Raw genomic sequence first — 16,191 nt, forward strand, 5'->3', positions numbered from 1 at the left:
GTGCTGTTCTTTACTTATTTGCTCGTTCAGGTACAAACCGTTTAATGCAATTAACCACTGTAATAGTATTATTTTGACACCCCAAAATTTGAAGGACACTAAAAAAAACATTATTAATTATTAGTTTATAAGTATTGATTTTATTTTTTTTGTAATGATTAAAGATGATAATTGAAAGTTAAAGTACTTTAAACATCTAGACAGCTAAATTTGATAATGTATATATATATCAGTCAATTAAACTTTTATATATGTTGAATGTTGTATTTAAATTGGGTATTGTGAATAAAATATTTCAAGGAAGAAATGGCATGATGAAACCAAATTCTGTATATGTAAAAGCAACCGCAAAAACCCACAATTATGCTTACTTAATTAAGATTCTAGAGGCGTTTTTTGGCAAAGTGAAAATGGATAATAATTTGCCGCCTGTGGCGCAACGGTCTGAGTTTGATTTGTACTTAATCGATAGTATGGGAAGTAACTGGCAAGATTTGGTGCCCGCCGATTTAATTATGCTAGCGAAATTGCGCCCTGTTATTGTTTTTAACGCTAACCCTGATGTAACCTGTGAAAAAAACTTATTACTTAATAATTTTAAAGGTGTTTTTTATGAACATGACGCGCCTGAAAATGTATTTAAAGGGTTAGTTCGCATAATAAATGATGAGTTGTGGTTTAGCCGCAAAATTATTTCATCTACCTTCAATGAAATTCTCGCTATGGTTACGAATAGTGAACAGTCAACTACCCTCAATATCGATAGTACACACGGGCAACTAGTTAATTTAACTAAGCGTGAAAAATCAGTAATACACTTACTCGCCCAAGGCGCTAGTAATCATGATATTGCCGATCGATTAAATATCAGTGATCACACGGTGAAAACGCACTTGTATAGTGCATTTAAAAAAACCAGCTCACGTAATCGTATTGAACTTGCTAATTGGGCGCAGCGTTATATGGCTGTGAGATTACCTTTGCATAACTAAATAGGGTTATATACTCATATCAATTATGAATAATAAGGGTTAATAATGGAACAGTGCATATTTTGCGATATTGTTGCGGGAAATGAGCCTTGCCATAAAGTGTGGGAAGATAATGAACATTTGGCTTTTTTAACTATTTACCCAAATACCAAAGGGGCAACGGTGGTCATTCCTAAGCAGCACCATTCAAGTTATGCCTTTGCACAATCGGATCAAGTACTTGAAAAATTGATAGTCGCAACCAAAAAAGTAGCGCTTATTTTAGACTCTGCATTGGATGGAGTAGGGCGAACCGGGATGTTTTTAGAAGGCTATGAAATTGATCATCTGCATAGTAAATTATCACCTATGCATGGTACAGGAAGTGGATCTGACTTTCATCATATAGAGCCGACGTTTGGGCCTTTTATAGAAAAGTATCAAGGGTATTTATCATCTCATGACTGCGAGAGAGCGGACGATAGTGATCTTGCCGCTTTAGCTGAGGTATTAAGAGCGCACGCGTGACGTTTTAAATGATGAGATTATTTTGACCTGACTTAGGGAGCACCATGTTAGAGGCTGCAGCACTTTTATTAGTATTTTGCGGAATAGTTCACTCATACTTGGGTGAACGGTATATCTTGATCCGCTTATTTAAACGCGACAATTTACCAAAATTACTTGGCAGTGATTGGTTTACAAAGCGTGTATTACGGTTTGCTTGGCACTTAACCACTATTGCGTGGTGGGGCTTTGCAGCGATCATCTACTTTATACTGTACCCCAGCGGTAATTACAGCATCGATATTCTGCATGTTATTGCTGTAGTGTTTATCCTAAGTGGCATTATGTCGCTGACGTTTACACGAGGTAAACACTTGTCTTGGTTATTCTTTTTCTGCATTGCAGGGTTATGTATTGCTGTTGGTAATAACTACTAACAGCGGTTATTTTGCAAGTTCGCTATTGGGCTGAGTCTTTAGGTTATTTAATAGCACTAAGCTTAGGCCAATAATTGGCAAGTTAGTTGTTACTGGATTAAATGCTTCAATTAAAAGTTGTGGTTGTAGCGCAACAACAAAGAGTAATAAGCCAATCAATGCCATGATATTTAAAACAATGATTACTTTTGATTGGTAATTTACAAGGCAAAGATAACCTCACCCACCCCCGCCGATTTAGTGGTTAGGTAAGACATTGATTCTGAGAAGCCAAGGCTTGCCGTCATCAGCTTTTCAAGTGGGGCAATATGAACTAACTTTGGGAATATGCCGTATATACCCAAACCACCTCAAGATACAGAATTCAGCGTTTCACAGGGGCTTAATATCAAGGCGTTACTTTGCAAGAATGGCATTCCCTTTTAAGAAGGAACAACGATGAGAGTAAGTGCCTGTGAAGCGCCCAAGGGGTTGGTTTAAAAGCGATTTATACTGCGTTATTGATTTTAACAATAGAACCACTATTACTTGCAATCAATGCCTTGCCTAAATCGCTTTTAATTCCAACTGAAACTCGCATCTTGAGGTGGTTTGGGTATAACCAGCTAAAACTAATGATATATCGAGCAATTTGGACTGATGGCATATACTTTACTTTGTAAAAGCAGTTAATTGGTGCACCCAGTAGTATACAGCCTTAGTAACAGGTTTAATTCTTTAATCTGAACTCTCTAATCAAGGGGAATGAGAGAGCTTAGGTTATTACTAAGGCTGTACTGGGGATTAACCTCGTTTGGTTGCCCATATGCCTTTGTCGATGCCTTTGATAACCAAGTCACTAAGGGCTTTTTCAATTGCTTGTGTTACGCAAATACTCATTGGTTCGTTATCACTAAAACCTGCTTCGGCTTCAGCCAAGCGTTTGTAGCTTACATAACGAAAAAAGCCTGCTCGCATTTCTTGGCTGAGCACTTTTTTACTGGTAGCAACCGAGAGCAGCACCTGGCCGGTACGAACATCAACGGCACGTAAATAAATCGAGATTGCATCTTCACGATACAGCTCTGACGCACCAATACCAAAGTATTCCATACCAAAACCACCGGTTTTGACATTGGTGTCGTAGCTGATAATACCGCCCTCTAAGATAATTTTAGCGGTTGTTAAAGGCGGCAACTCAATAGCATTGGCTTGATCAGCTTGCGATGCGCGAATTATTTTTCTCTCAGTTAAGATATTTTGCAGCCCTTCACGTTCAACAGGCAAAAACCAATCTGATTCATGCAATGCTTGCATTAATATAGAGTTAGCCCCTTGGGTAACCGCAGTTGAAAATGAACTAACATTCCCTTGCGGTTTATACTGACCTGTTTGGTCTCTAAATGAATAAACAGATACAGCAATACTGCCCGCAGGCATTGGTAGTTGCTGTAATGATTTAAATGTTTCTGATGGTACTAAACTTGTTGCGTGTTGTTGGCTTGGTGGGATCAAATTGCCCATATTACTACATGCACTTATACTCAAAACTAATATGACGATGAATATATATTTCATTTAACTAAACCTCGGTACTTCGATGACGACAATGCTACCGTCAGTCGTGTTGGTAATGCGTACTGTGATTGAGTCTACAGTGCTGGTGATCACTTGTATTTCATAATCACCGCTTAAAAATATGGAGTCTTGATTAAAGATGCTCTCATCAATTTCTTCGCCAAAAGCGATGTCTGTGATCTCTCTAACCATACGGTTTAAATATGTTCGCTCTAAAGAGTCTTGAAATTTTTCTGCGTAACTTTGTTCGATAATGGGGGCTTTGTGTTTGTTTTGTGATTGTGCTTTATTTAAAAGCATGTTCGCGTTAAGGGGGCTACCACCAAAACTTGGATTTATTGGAGTGTAAACTAGCTCTGTTGCTGATGATGTAAACGAGAAAAACGTAATTATAATTGTTGTTAAGTATTTCATAGAGTGGGGAGTCATTTTACCATCCATTTTTTGCCATATCGGGTGATGCTTTATGTAAATTTGAACGTGCCATTGCATCCATAACACTATAAAGAGCCTGCTCAACACGCTCATTTAGAGGCTCTAGACGTCGACCTAAATAAGTGATGTACACTATTTGGTTATTCATCAATAATGTGAGTTGGGTACCGGCACGTGGTAGCACTGTTTCTTTTATTTCAATGTTAAACCCGGCCGTAGTTGGTAAATCGCGCCAAAGGTTCGAAAACTCAAAATAAAATTGATGTCCAAAGCGACTAATACTGCGGTCGAGCACGAGTCCGTCAAGTTCTAAATGCTCGCTACCTTTTGAGTTATAACTAAAAGTTAAAAACCACAGTGTGCTGAGTAACAGTAGAAAAGATTTAACAGTCATGTTGCTAAGTGAGGGCACACATTTAGCATGCCCCCAGTCTCCTTACTCTTGTGTAACCGTTGCAGTGTTGTAATCACCAACTTGGGTGATCACGACAGAGCTGTTTGAACCTGTTATATAACCCTCTACCAAGTTACCGTTACCAACTTGTGATACCGCCAGGTTTACACTATCCCCAGCAACCACAAACGCACCGCCGCCGATACCAGCAACCATGTTCATATCACCTTGCTGAGAAATATCAATCGAATGATTACTGCCTTCCATCATCAAATCAATCGCATTTAGGCTGCCATCTTGAACAAAATCTACCGAATTATTGTTACTATCAACTACGCTTGAGAAGGTAATAACGGCTTCGTTTTCATTGCCTGATTGATTAAAACTAATATCATTTTGATTTGAGGTTAGTGATGTATCAGGATATGACGACTGTATTAAAGCGGTATTCATATCGCCGGCTTGTACTAGGTTTACGTCATTATTCTCACCGTTAAAATTAGCAATATGGGCGCTATTTTCATTACCAATCTGGTTACTTAAAAACTCATTATTAGCACCAATAACACCTAAATATGTTTCGTTGCTGGTGCCATTTTGCATTACAGTTAGCTCATTATCGTCACCAACTATATCACCGGACACTTGGTTATTGTCTTGTATTTGAGTCACCGAAAGTTCGTTGTTATTGCCGCTAAACAGCTCTGAAGAGAAGGCGTTATTATTTCCCTCTTGATCAACTTCTAGCGTATTGCCATTGCCTTCAATTGTTGCGATTGTAACTGTATTTGAGTCACCTACTTGCTCAACTTCGAGCGTGTTTTCATCGCCACGGATAGACTCTACTGTTGTGCCATTGAAGTTGCCTTCTTGGTCAATAACTAGCTCGTTCTCATTACCCGATAGCTCTGAAACAGTAAGCGCATTGAATAACCCGTTTTGTGTTACTTCAATAGTGTTTTCATCGCCACTGATTGCATTGAGCGTTGCTTCGTTTAAAAGGCCTGCTTGCGAGGATGAGATTGTATTGCTGTTACCTTGTAGATCAAAATTATAAAACCAGTGGCCGCCATCCTGTTGCACGACTTCAATTGTATTTGCATCTCCTTGCAAAGTATTAATTACTTCATTATTGATGCCAAAAAATCCTGCACCATTTTGCTCGATAGTCGCCGAGTTTTCGTCGCCAGTAATCTCAGTTATTGCGCCATTCCACTCGCCATCTTGGCTAAGTTGTAATGCATTGTTGTCCCCATTTGTGTTTGATATAGACAGATTTTGATTTTGTTTTTGATCAATTTCCGTGCTGTTTCCATCTCCATTAACAGTGACAGTTGCACTTAACCCATCACCTTGTTGACTCACCAGAACATCATTACCTAACCCTTGTAATGATGTTTGATCAATGGCTAGGGAGTTACCTGTTGCAGTGGTTGAAACTTGACTTACAAGTACAGAGCTTGATTGTTTTTTATTATCTATGTTTGCGTTAGCTGCAAAGGTGGTAGACAGTGCTAAAGTGATCGCACATGTTATTAGGGATTTTTTTAACGTCATGATTTTTCCTTAACTTATAATTATTTAAATCATCGCCAGAACTCTGATGATTAATATGATTTTCGGCATGCCTTGCCGAATAAGTTTTTGTGATTTCAAACGCTGTAACTAGACAGATTCAAAAATAAGTAAAGCCTTGGTTAATCCCGATAGGGGGTAAGTAATTAACTGCTTACTTACAAACCAGTATTAACAGATTAATCACTGTATTGGTTTAATTGAGGGACTTGTATCATCTTTTTTTAGGGTTTTTATTATTTATATAAATCATTGAGTTATGTAGTTGTTGCAAAAATGTTAATTGATTTTGAGGTGTACCTAGTAAAAAAACACTGATTTTCACATGCTGTCAAAACATACCTAATCTCATAAAAATGAATGTTTTATAGTATGGTTTCGTTTCAAAACTGGTGTTAAAGAATGGTTTTTAGTTGTTGTAGTAAATTTTTCTTGAGTGTGTTTAATTTTGACGTCATTTATAAGCCTTGCCACGTGATTTATTCAAAAGTAGTGAAGTAAACATGGCCTCGCATAATTATGCAGGCTAAAAAACTTTAACTATGGAATTTAAAAATGAAAACTAAACTATCTATTTTGAGCTTAGCTATTTTGCCGTGTCTAGCTGCAGCTCAGGTCACACCAAGCGTTGAGCAAGGTGTGCGAGCAAGCGACAATACTCTTTTGGTTATGTATAAAAAAGGAGTATCAGCACAGATGCGATTGCATGCGCGTAGCTTAGTAAAAGCCACCGTAAGCGATCTAAACAAAGATGAAGTTGATGACAATTACGCAGCTATCTTATCAGGGCGTCTTGCCAAGTTCGAAGTTGCTGGGATGAGCACTAAAGAAGCTATTAAGCTATTACAAAATCACTCAGCTATTAAATATGTTGAACCAGACTATCAAGTGAGTATTGCTAACACGCCAAATGATCCAGATTTTTCAGCGCTTTGGGGATTACATAATGAAGGCCAATCTGGTGGTACCGCGGATGCAGACATAGATGCACTAGAAGCATGGTCTATCTCAACCGGTGGTACTGATGTGGTCGTCGGTGTTATTGATACCGGAGTTGATCACAGCCATATCGACCTTGCTGCAAATATGTGGGTAAACCCAAATGAAATTGCTGGTGATGGTATCGATAATGATGGAAATGGTTACATTGATGATGTGCACGGGATTAATGCGATTACAGACTCAGGCGATCCGATGGATGACCAAGGCCATGGCACGCATGTATCTGGAACAATCGGTGCAGCAGGCAATAACAATACTGGCGTGGTCGGTGTTAACCATGAAGCGGCAATTGTCGGCTGTAAGTTTTTAACAGCTGCGGGTACTGGGTCTACGTCCGATGCAATTAAGTGTATTGATTACATGGTTGGTTTAAAAAACGATGGCGTGAATGTGCGTGTACTTAATAACAGTTGGGGCGGCGGAGGTTTTAGTCAAGCACTAGCAGATGCAATTACTGCCAGTGAGCAAGCGGATATTTTGTTTGTCGCAGCAGCGGGTAATGATGCAGTAGATAACGATCAAAATCCTCATTATCCATCTAACTATGAGCATGAAAGTGTGTTATCTGTTGCCAGTACTGATCGTAACGATAACATGTCTGATTTTTCTCAGTGGGGTGCAACCAGTGTTGATTTAGGTGCACCAGGCTCGGCTATTTTATCTACAGTACCGGGCAATGGCTATGCGAGTTACTCAGGTACATCTATGGCAACGCCACATGTTGCAGGTGCAGCCGCTTTAGTGCTGTCTATTAACCCTGATCTTACAACCAATGAGCTAAAGCAGTTACTGATGGATAGCGGTGATGAGAATGCTCAGTTGCAAGGTAAAACAGTGTCAGGAAAGCGTTTAAATGTAAACCAAGCGTTAGAGCAAGCCGATCCTACGCCTAGTTTTAAGTTATCGGTATCACCGAGCTCGCAACAAATTACAGCGGGAGACAGCGCTACCTATACGTTTGAAATTGGCTCGATTGCACAGTGGGATGGGGTGGTTGACCTTGAGCTTATTGGCGATTTAGCTGGAGCAAGTTTGTCTACAACGACAGGAATACCAGGCGATTCAGTTGTGCTTACAGTCCCTACTCAAGAGTCGACTCAATGGGGAAGTTATCGCTTTACGGTCAATGCAACATCAGGTGAATTAGCCAAGCAAAAGTCGGTTGGTTTACTGGTTAATCCTGTTGGTTTGAATGACTTTACCTACAGTAACGACACACCTGTTGATATTCCTGATAGTAATGTTGATGGGATAGATTCTGTTATCACTATAAATGATCCATTAACGGTGTTTGCAACGCAGGCAAGTATTGATATTACTCATACTTATATTGGTGATTTAATTGTGACCTTAACGTCACCTGCTGGTACAAGTTCAACATTACACAGCCAGTCGGGTGGTGGGGCAGATGATATCGTGCAAAGTTATTCACTTGCTGACTTCAATGGTGAAGTAGCAACAGGTGATTGGACTCTCCATGTTGAAGACACGCTTTCAGCAGACACTGGCACATTGAACAATTGGTCTATTACTTTGAGTGCTATTGGTGAAGTTAGTCCTCAACCACCACAAGCGGGTTTTGCTTTTGCGCCGCAAGGCTTATCAGTCAACTTTACTGATACAAGCAGCGATGCAAATAATGATATTTCGCAGTGGAGTTGGGACTTTGGTGACGGTGCTACATCAACGGATGCAAACCCGATGCACGCCTACGCTATGGCTGGCAGTTATGAAGTAACACTGAGCGTAACTGATAGCGAAGGAAACACAGACACTACGACTCAAACTGTTGTAGTGAGCGATGTGCAAATAGAACTTAACTTAAAACGTGCGAATAAAACGCGTTTGAACACAATGCGTGTAGATCTTAGCTGGGCCCAAGTGGGGGCAGATTCTTTAAATGTTTACCGTAATGGTGAGCTTATTGGATCTACTTCAGATACAGGGCGCTATCGTGATTTCACACGCGGTGCTACATTAGATTCATACGATTATCAACTGTGTGTTACTGAAAATGTATGTTCAAATACTGTCACAGTTACGTTCGAATAAACTAGTTAAACCTTAATCCCTAACAAAGCCCTGTCACTCCCCTGCAGGGCTTTTTATTGCTTTGGTTTTATTGAGTCTAACAATGCAAGTACTTTATCTTGACCAAAGGTGCGTGCAAATTGCTCAGCTGTTTGGCCAGCTTTGTTTGTGTGCTCGGTATCGCAATCAAGGCTAACGAGGGTTTTAGCAATACTGAATTCACCCCTAAAAATAGCCGCCATCAGTGCGGTGTTACCACGGTTATCCTCAAGGCAGGCATTTGCGCCTAAATTTAGTAGCGAATCCACTGTGCTTTCATTGCCATGATAGGTTGCTATCATTAGTGCGGTGTAGCCTTTGTTGTTATAGCTATCAACAGGAATACCCGCTGTGACAAATTGCTTAATAACTTGCTCATTACCCGTTCGGGCTGCCGCGAAATAATAGGCAAACAGACTCTCATACTGTGATTGGGTATCGGTGCGTGCTGGCTCAACCGCAACTGAATTAACACTAAAAACAGTGGCAAGCATAATAAATAGTTTACGCATCAGTGTATCCTTTAAAAAAAGAGGAAAGCCCAGGGTCTATTGGCCTTTAAGGTCAACAGACTCTCACCTTCCTCATCAAGGTTGGAAAAGTTAAATTACGTTAATCGTTAAAGCTTTGCCGCCAATTGCTTAACCATTTTAATATCACCGTTTACGGCTTTGGTTAAACGGGTGCCGTATTCGCTATCGGCTTTGTAAAAATGGCTGAGCATTTTGTGTTTCACATCGCTGTTTTGTACTTTGCCTAAATCACCAGCTAGGTTATTAATGAGGTTAGTACGCTCTTGCTTACTAAAGCCACGATATAACACGCCAGCTTGAGCAAAGTTCTGCTGCTTTTTGATAGCGGCTTGTTGTACATAGCCTTGAAGCTTTGTTTGGCTCCTACGTGCGGTAGGGTTTTCAGCCACGTTTTCGTGACTCGGTTGGTAGTTCACGTTGCTCGTGGTGTTACCGTAATTCATTGCGCCGTCTTGGTTGTAATTTACAACATCCACTTTTGCGCGGTTAATTGGCAGTTGCTGGTGGTTTGCACCTAAACGATACATTTGGGTATCAGAGTAAGAAAATACACGTCCTTGCAGTAAGCGGTCTTCCGATGGCTCAATACCCGGAATAATGTTAGCTGGTGCCATTGCCACTTGTTCAGTTGCTTGGAAGAAGTTAGTTGGCATACGATTTAATGTCATAGTGCCGACTTTTGTTTCCTCAACGTTTAACCACATTTTTGTTGCATCTAGTGGGTTGTAATCAAAATCATCAAGCTGCGAAGGTTCAAGAGTCTTGATATACAGATCCCATTTCGGGTAGTTACCTTTACCAATTTCGGCGTATAGATCACGAGTCAGGTGCTGAAAGTCCTGGCTTTGCACTTTTGCGACTTCTTCACCATCTAGATTATCAATTCCTTGTTGACTAACCCAATGAAACTTAACGTATTTAACATCGCCTGACTTATTGATCATTTTGTATGCATGCACGCCCCAGCCATCCATTTTACGAAGGCTTGCAGGTGTACCGTAGTCACTGTAAACCCACGTCAGCATATGTGTTGAACCCGGTTCATAAGAGAAAAAGTCAAAAAAGCGATTCGGATCTTGAATATTATCAACCGGTGATGGCTTTAATGAATGCACCATGTCTGGGAATTTTATTGCATCACGAATAAAGAATACCGGTAGGTTGTTACCCACTAAATCCCAGTTACCTTCATCAGTGTAAAACTTGGTCGCAAACCCACGTGGGTCGCGTAGCGTTTCAGGGCTACCTTTAGAGTGAATAACCGATGAGAAGCGCACGAACACGTCGGTCTCTTTACCTGCTTCACTGAAGGGGGCGGCAATCGTTAAATCGTCTAACTCTTTTGCAGCAACAAATACCCCATGGGCACCAGTACCTCGGGCATGAACTACGCGTTCAGGTATACGTTCACGAGCAAAACGTTGCAGTTTTTGAATTAACTGTACGTCTTCAAGTAATACGCTGCCGTGTTCACCGGCGGTGATAGAGTTTTGATTATCGCCAACTGGCGCACCGTTGTCTTTGGTTAATGTTGTGCTGGCACTTGTTGGAAGCGCAATGGCTAAAGCAAGTGCACTCAGTGTTAGTGCTGGTTTATTTTTAATTTTGTTTAATTGAGTATTCATAGTCGACCTCATGTATTTTTAGCGCTTGCGCCTCGCAAGCTTTTTAACTGAGCTCAGTGTATGTAATGAACGTTGTTCGGTAAAATTGATTGTTTAGATTGGTGTGATTTGTATTTTGAATGTATAACTACGAAGGTTGTGTAATTAAAAAGGCCTCATCAGGCCTTTTTAGGTAAAAACTTAGTCGATTAAAGTCTGCTTAGAGGGTAATGCAGGGAAAGCGCCTTTGATTAAACAGGCTTTCGAGCCACATTTAAGGCCAAAACTCAGCGCTTCTTTCACATAGTGACTGTGGTTTAACTTTTCAGTTAATTCAACGGCTGTATGGGCATGGTTTAAGTGATAGAGCACGCCTGCAATAAAGGCATCGCCTGCGCAAGTTGTATCAACAGGCTTAATTTGGGGGGCCGGTTGTTCGATAACGAATGTTTGATGATAGACTTTAGCTGGGTTAGCACCGTCAGTTAAAAACACTAAGGTGACGCCTTCATCTAACAGTAACTGAGTGTATTCTAATGGCGAAATAGCAGCTTGCTTGGCTAAAAACGTTAATTCCTCATAAGACAATTTAACAACATCGCAAAAACGGTAACAAGCAAACACACGATCTGCTATATCAGCAGTGTCTGACCACAAACTGTAGCGTAAATTAACATCAAAACTCACTAATATGTTGTTGGTATTAGCGGCCTGTAATGCGCTCAATGTCGTCGTGTTAATGTTGCTGTGAGTCAATGTGTTAGAACAAAAATGAAATGTACTCAATGCTGACCAATTTATTTTATCAATATGTGCTTTAGTTACTAACAAGTCCGCAGTGTTATGACTATAAAAATTAAAACTACGTTCACCCACTTCGTCCAGGCTGACGATAACAAGCGCTGTTTGTGCCTTTTCGATGGTAAACAAATACTCGGTATCGACTTGATAATGATCAAGTGAGCGTCGCAATTGACGTGCAAAATGATCATCGCCCATGCCACCACAAAAATAAGCGTTACCGCCTAATTTTTGATACCCAACAGCGACATTTGCAGGTGCTCCGCCAGGGATAGGTGCGTAGGCACTATTGTCATTATCAACCGGCAGCATATCTATCAGTAGTTCGCCAAAGCTCAATAATTTTTTCATGTGTTAAAACCTTAAAAAGCCCAGCAAAATAGCTGGGCACTCAACAAGGGAGAGAGTATTCGTTTAGTTAAATAAGTACTTTAACGTTAATGACGTTGTACGACCATTGATGGCGCGGGCACGAATAATATTATTATCTGGAACGCTGCCTTCCTCAGCTTCAGTAATTCCAACAGTATCGAACAGGTTGTTTACGTTCAAAGCAAGGTTAAGGTTTTCAGTTAGATCGTAGCTTACAAAGCCATTGACCTGCGTGTAGCCGTCAAATTTAAGATCATTATTATCCTGAGCATAGGCGTCAGTGGTGCCAATAAAGCTCATGCCAGCAGAACCTTTGTTAAAGTTGTAACGGGCCATCAATGAATAAATAAAGTCAGCTTGACGGCGTGGTGTATTACCCACAACTTCAGGTGTTAGCGCATCTTTTGCAATTTCAGCATCGGTCCACGTAAAGTTACCGCGAAAATCCCACGCATCTAAAAAGTAGGTGGATTCAAGCTCAATCCCTTTTGCTTCGTATTCACGATCAAAGAACTTTTGTGATGTTGCTTCAAAGTTTTGCTCTTCTGTTTCAGCATAGAATGCGGTTGCGAATACTGAGAGTGAATCAAAGCGCTTTTTAACACCAAACTCGTATTGGTTTACCTCATCAACGGCGTCTTCATCAGCAACAGAGCCATCTGCTTGAACTTTACCAAACAATAAGCGGTCAGCATTGGCGCGGCCACCTTGGCTAATACGTGCAAATGCAGCAAGACTTGAGTCAATTTGATAATTAGCGCCGACAGAGTAAGAAGTGTAGCTCCAGTCGTAATCAACTATACTAGGGTTACTGATATCAATACCGGCAACATTTTGTTCTGGGATTGAAATCGCTCCATCACGATTCATATCAACGGTTGATGTTACAGCGCCAGCATAAGTACCTCGTGCTTCACCACTGTCATAACGAGCGCTGGCATCAATGCTTACATCACCAAGCTTGGTTGAAAAGGCAACATAAGGTGCGCGGGTTTCGTAATCAGTGTCGTAGTTACGTTGGCAGCAATTACCCCAAAAAGGAGTGCCATAGGCATATAATCCGCTATCAGAATAGCTATCACCATTTTGTGCAAAAACATCAAGGAGCGCTGCATTATCGCCTTTTAGCTCCATAAGGTATGAGTTCCAAAGCCACGACATACTAATTGTTTGGCTCGATGCATAATAGCCAAGGGTTACACTGGTATCGTCGCTGAGCTCTTTGGTTAGTTTTAAGTCATTAACGATTGAGCCAAAGTCATTCATGGTGACATCAAAGGTATGAATACGCATAGCAAGGTCGTCTGTAAAGGCTTGCCCTTTTGAACCGCCCGTTGCGTAGTTTAATGTTGCGCCACTGCCCGCAATACTTGCGGCAATATCACCTGCGTTACCAACTTCTGCGGGGATTAAAGAAGTAAAGTTACCGCTAACGGATGATTTTCTAAAGCGGTTTTCAATACGCCAATCGTTGTCTAAATCAAACACGGCTTCAAAGCCAACTGCGTCGACTTGCGGGTTCATACCGTTGCGCATATCACCGCGGCTAATTTGGTTATTACCATCTAAGCGAGTGGTAGATAGAAACTGTGCTGAATGTGGCGTGTCTGTTTGTGCATCGAACCCTTTAATTGAGCTACCATCAGCGTACATTGGCATTGGTAAGTAGCCAATGCTTTGGTCGTCTAAATGCTTGTAATAAAGGCGAACATAGCCTGAATCAAATTCTTTTGTCAGGTTTGCTTTGATTTGACCGCCTTTGTTAGCGGTATAACCCGCTTCACGAGGGCCTTCACCTTGACGAATAAAACCGCCCACATGAAAGCGCACACTGTCGTTTAAGTAAGTACCGTATTCAAAATCAGTTCGTAACGAGTCATAATCAAGTCCAATTGTGGTCGCAACAGAGCCAGACTCTTCTTCACCTGTTTTTGAAATAATATTAATAATACCGCCAGGGGCATCACTGGCCGCGGTAGAAGCTGACCCGCCACGAATTGACTCCACTGTTTGTACTGTGCTGTCTAATCGCATAAAAATGTCGGCGTTACCAAATGCAACATCGCCAAACTGCATAATAGGAAGGCCATCTTCTTGGAGTTGTAAAAATTTTGCGCCCCCAGAGGCAACAGGTAAACCACGAACAGCAATATTTGCATTGCCTTCACCACCGGTCGATTCTGAACGAACACCCGGAATGATTCTAAAGGCTTCTGCTGTTGAACGAGGAGTTGCAACTTGAATCTCATTCAAAGAAACACTGCTAACTGAAACGCTTGAAGCCATGATAGTAGTGCGTCTTGGTACACCGGTTACGACAATGGTTTCAAGGCCTTTTTTAGCTTCGGTCTCTTGCTGTGCTTCTTGCGCATATAAACCTTGGCTCACAGCTAAAGCAAGTGTGCTTAGTAAATAAAGTGTTGTGTTGTGTGTTGTCATAATATGCCTCGTTGATTACTGACCCAATGGGTTTGTTATTTTTACTTAATCGATTAAGTAAAAATAACAAAGATTTTACATTAAGCAACTTATTTTTGTATTTAAATGTTTGTTTTTTGCTCTTTCATTGTTTTTAAACGACTTTTTATATTGCTTTTTTGCACCAAATTAATCGTGTTGTGCGTTAATGTGATGCAATGCCTGCGCTGAAGGGTCTTTGAAGTAGTTATATAACATGGCGACAAAGAGCAATATTGCAAAGCCTGTTGCTAGAATAAAGCCATATTTTACATGTCCAAACATGTCACTAATCATACCCATAAACAGAGGCGCTAAAGCCGCTGACAAGGCGGTAAAAAACAAAATAACACCTGCAACGGCACCATGTTGTTGCACCGCAAAGCATGAAATACCCTTAGAGTTAAGTGTTGGGTATACCATCGACATGAACAAGCCTGAAAGAGGCAACAGCAGGACTGCTGCATTGACGCCTCCTATCAATGTTCCGATATAACAACCAGCTATCCCTAAGCTTAGCCAAACCATGACACTTTGCCAGCTAAAGCGGTTAAGTAACCACACGGCGATAAAACGGCCAGCGGCACGCAGGATAAAAAAGATAGTCAGAGCATATGTTGCCATGAGTGTCCATGATCCTGTGTAATCTGCGAGTAAGGTCGGCATCCATACATAAATAGCCACTTCAGTTGCCACATACAGTGCGATAGCTAATGAAAAGCCCAGTGCATAAGGGTTTTTCACCATCTTCATGGTGGTTGCAAGTGAGGTTGGTTTTGCTGTGGTTTTTACCACGGGTGGGTAGTCAGCACGCCAAGCAAGTACAGCTAAAATTAAGCACATAATACCTGCAATGACATATAAATAAGTCCAACTTACTTGTTGGGTTAGTAAAAAGCTTACTAAAGCTGGGCCAACAATAGCGCCTATACCAAAGAACCCTTCTACCTTATTCATGGTTTTTGTATGCTCGTTATTACTTTGTGAAATATCGCCAAGTAGCGCCAGTGCACCAGTTTTAAATAAACCGATGGCTAAGCCTATTAAGCATAAAAGTAATACAAAAATAATGAAGCTGCTGCTAACGGCAAACAAAAAACAGCTGATAGAAAATAGTAATAAGCCCAACATAATAGTTTGTTTGCGGCCAAAGCTATCAGCTAAAAACCCAAGGAAAAGCCCGCTTAGAGCAATTAAAGCCATGGGAGCATAATGAAATGCACTGGCTTGTGTCATCGTTAGGTTAAATTCTTTTATAAGCTCAGGGATGATCATGCCAACTGCATCTGAGGTCATAGCAAACATAAAGAACATCATATATGTGAGCCAACGTATGTGTTGCAATGAAGTATTGCTAACGAGAGTGTGCGTTTTATTCATCTTTATATCCTCGTTAGGTGATTAAGCATTTTTATAATTAACTCAGTACATTAATTATAAAATGATAGTTTAACCATCCCGTTTTTGTATCAAAGT

At 40.8% G+C, this 16,191-nt stretch carries 14 protein-coding genes; 4 read left to right on the forward strand and 10 right to left on the reverse strand.

Translation table 11 applies throughout. The annotated features are described in order from the left end of the window. Positions 1-311 precede the first annotated feature (311 nt). Genes C7Y70_RS08400 through C7Y70_RS08410 form a run of 3 tightly spaced genes read left to right on the forward strand, consistent with a single transcriptional unit; the run spans position 312 to position 1,915 of the window. Entirely contained in the window at positions 312-992 is a 681-nt protein-coding gene (locus tag C7Y70_RS08400) for a LuxR C-terminal-related transcriptional regulator (protein WP_099292834.1), read from the forward strand. A 45-nt stretch (positions 993-1,037) separates the two neighbouring features. Further along, positions 1,038-1,499, forward strand: coding sequence for an HIT family protein (locus C7Y70_RS08405; protein ID WP_135474345.1), 462 nt, complete (start codon positions 1,038-1,040; stop codon positions 1,497-1,499). Between the two features lie 44 nt (positions 1,500-1,543). Then, positions 1,544-1,915 (forward strand): hypothetical protein, encoded by a 372-nt coding sequence (locus tag C7Y70_RS08410; RefSeq protein ID WP_099292832.1) that lies wholly within the window; start codon positions 1,544-1,546, stop codon positions 1,913-1,915. 6 nt (positions 1,916-1,921) lie between these two features. On the opposite strand, the gene C7Y70_RS20790 is transcribed toward C7Y70_RS08410, so the two are convergent. From C7Y70_RS20790 to C7Y70_RS08435, 5 genes are all read right to left on the reverse strand, one after another. Then, a complete protein-coding gene (locus tag C7Y70_RS20790) occupies positions 1,922-2,080 on the reverse strand; it encodes a DoxX-like family protein (protein ID WP_348631086.1) in 159 nt (52 codons plus the stop codon). A gap of 618 nt (positions 2,081-2,698) precedes the next feature. Next, positions 2,699-3,472, reverse strand: a complete 774-nt coding sequence (locus C7Y70_RS08420; RefSeq protein ID WP_135474347.1) for a CsgG/HfaB family protein — start codon at positions 3,470-3,472, stop codon at positions 2,699-2,701. Continuing rightward, a complete protein-coding gene (locus C7Y70_RS08425) occupies positions 3,473-3,913 on the reverse strand; it encodes a curli assembly protein CsgF (RefSeq protein WP_099292829.1) in 441 nt (146 codons plus the stop codon). Continuing rightward, positions 3,903-4,301 (reverse strand): curli production assembly/transport protein CsgE, encoded by a 399-nt coding sequence (locus C7Y70_RS08430; protein WP_099292827.1) that lies wholly within the window; start codon positions 4,299-4,301, stop codon positions 3,903-3,905. Before C7Y70_RS08430 ends, C7Y70_RS08425 begins: the two co-directional genes overlap by 11 nt. A 42-nt stretch (positions 4,302-4,343) precedes the next feature. Further along, positions 4,344-5,858 carry a curlin gene (locus C7Y70_RS08435; protein WP_135474349.1) on the reverse strand — a complete coding sequence of 505 codons (1,515 nt, stop codon included), beginning with the start codon at positions 5,856-5,858 and terminating at the stop codon, positions 4,344-4,346. A 573-nt stretch (positions 5,859-6,431) separates the two neighbouring features. Here C7Y70_RS08435 and C7Y70_RS08440 point away from each other — a divergent pair. Further along, positions 6,432-8,930: a S8 family serine peptidase gene (locus C7Y70_RS08440; RefSeq protein ID WP_135474351.1), complete on the forward strand. Its 2,499-nt coding sequence runs from the start codon at positions 6,432-6,434 to the stop codon at positions 8,928-8,930. Between the two features lie 53 nt (positions 8,931-8,983). On the opposite strand, the gene C7Y70_RS08445 is transcribed toward C7Y70_RS08440, so the two are convergent. The 5 genes from C7Y70_RS08445 to C7Y70_RS08465 form a co-directional block, all read right to left on the reverse strand. Continuing rightward, positions 8,984-9,460: an ankyrin repeat domain-containing protein gene (locus C7Y70_RS08445; protein ID WP_099292821.1), complete on the reverse strand. Its 477-nt coding sequence runs from the start codon at positions 9,458-9,460 to the stop codon at positions 8,984-8,986. Between the two features lie 107 nt (positions 9,461-9,567). Next, positions 9,568-11,106 carry a catalase gene (locus C7Y70_RS08450; RefSeq protein WP_135474353.1) on the reverse strand — a complete coding sequence of 513 codons (1,539 nt, stop codon included), beginning with the start codon at positions 11,104-11,106 and terminating at the stop codon, positions 9,568-9,570. 180 nt (positions 11,107-11,286) lie between these two features. Then, positions 11,287-12,237, reverse strand: coding sequence for a carbohydrate kinase (locus C7Y70_RS08455; RefSeq protein ID WP_135474355.1), 951 nt, complete (start codon positions 12,235-12,237; stop codon positions 11,287-11,289). Between the two features lie 63 nt (positions 12,238-12,300). After that, positions 12,301-14,697 (reverse strand): TonB-dependent receptor, encoded by a 2,397-nt coding sequence (locus tag C7Y70_RS08460; RefSeq protein ID WP_135474357.1) that lies wholly within the window; start codon positions 14,695-14,697, stop codon positions 12,301-12,303. Positions 14,698-14,865: 168 nt separating this feature from the next. After that, positions 14,866-16,095: an MFS transporter gene (locus C7Y70_RS08465; RefSeq protein WP_054452210.1), complete on the reverse strand. Its 1,230-nt coding sequence runs from the start codon at positions 16,093-16,095 to the stop codon at positions 14,866-14,868. Positions 16,096-16,191 lie beyond the last annotated feature (96 nt).

Origin of the sequence: Pseudoalteromonas sp. KS88, from assembly GCF_004766475.1 — a bacterium.
In the GTDB taxonomy this organism is placed as follows: domain Bacteria; phylum Pseudomonadota; class Gammaproteobacteria; order Enterobacterales; family Alteromonadaceae; genus Pseudoalteromonas.

Coding starts and splice junctions, on each gene's coding strand:
- C7Y70_RS08400 (WP_099292834.1), top strand. CDS start 312: ATGATGAAACCAAATTCTGTATATGTAAAAGCAACCGCAAAAACCCAC.
- C7Y70_RS08405 (WP_135474345.1), top strand. CDS start 1,038: ATGGAACAGTGCATATTTTGCGATATTGTTGCGGGAAATGAGCCTTGC.
- C7Y70_RS08410 (WP_099292832.1), top strand. CDS start 1,544: ATGTTAGAGGCTGCAGCACTTTTATTAGTATTTTGCGGAATAGTTCAC.
- C7Y70_RS20790 (WP_348631086.1), bottom strand. CDS start 2,080: ATGGCATTGATTGGCTTATTACTCTTTGTTGTTGCGCTACAACCACAA.
- C7Y70_RS08420 (WP_135474347.1), bottom strand. CDS start 3,472: ATGAAATATATATTCATCGTCATATTAGTTTTGAGTATAAGTGCATGT.
- C7Y70_RS08425 (WP_099292829.1), bottom strand. CDS start 3,913: ATGGATGGTAAAATGACTCCCCACTCTATGAAATACTTAACAACAATT.
- C7Y70_RS08430 (WP_099292827.1), bottom strand. CDS start 4,301: ATGACTGTTAAATCTTTTCTACTGTTACTCAGCACACTGTGGTTTTTA.
- C7Y70_RS08435 (WP_135474349.1), bottom strand. CDS start 5,858: ATGACGTTAAAAAAATCCCTAATAACATGTGCGATCACTTTAGCACTG.
- C7Y70_RS08440 (WP_135474351.1), top strand. CDS start 6,432: ATGAAAACTAAACTATCTATTTTGAGCTTAGCTATTTTGCCGTGTCTA.
- C7Y70_RS08445 (WP_099292821.1), bottom strand. CDS start 9,460: ATGCGTAAACTATTTATTATGCTTGCCACTGTTTTTAGTGTTAATTCA.
- C7Y70_RS08450 (WP_135474353.1), bottom strand. CDS start 11,106: ATGAATACTCAATTAAACAAAATTAAAAATAAACCAGCACTAACACTG.
- C7Y70_RS08455 (WP_135474355.1), bottom strand. CDS start 12,237: ATGAAAAAATTATTGAGCTTTGGCGAACTACTGATAGATATGCTGCCG.
- C7Y70_RS08460 (WP_135474357.1), bottom strand. CDS start 14,697: ATGACAACACACAACACAACACTTTATTTACTAAGCACACTTGCTTTA.
- C7Y70_RS08465 (WP_054452210.1), bottom strand. CDS start 16,095: ATGAATAAAACGCACACTCTCGTTAGCAATACTTCATTGCAACACATA.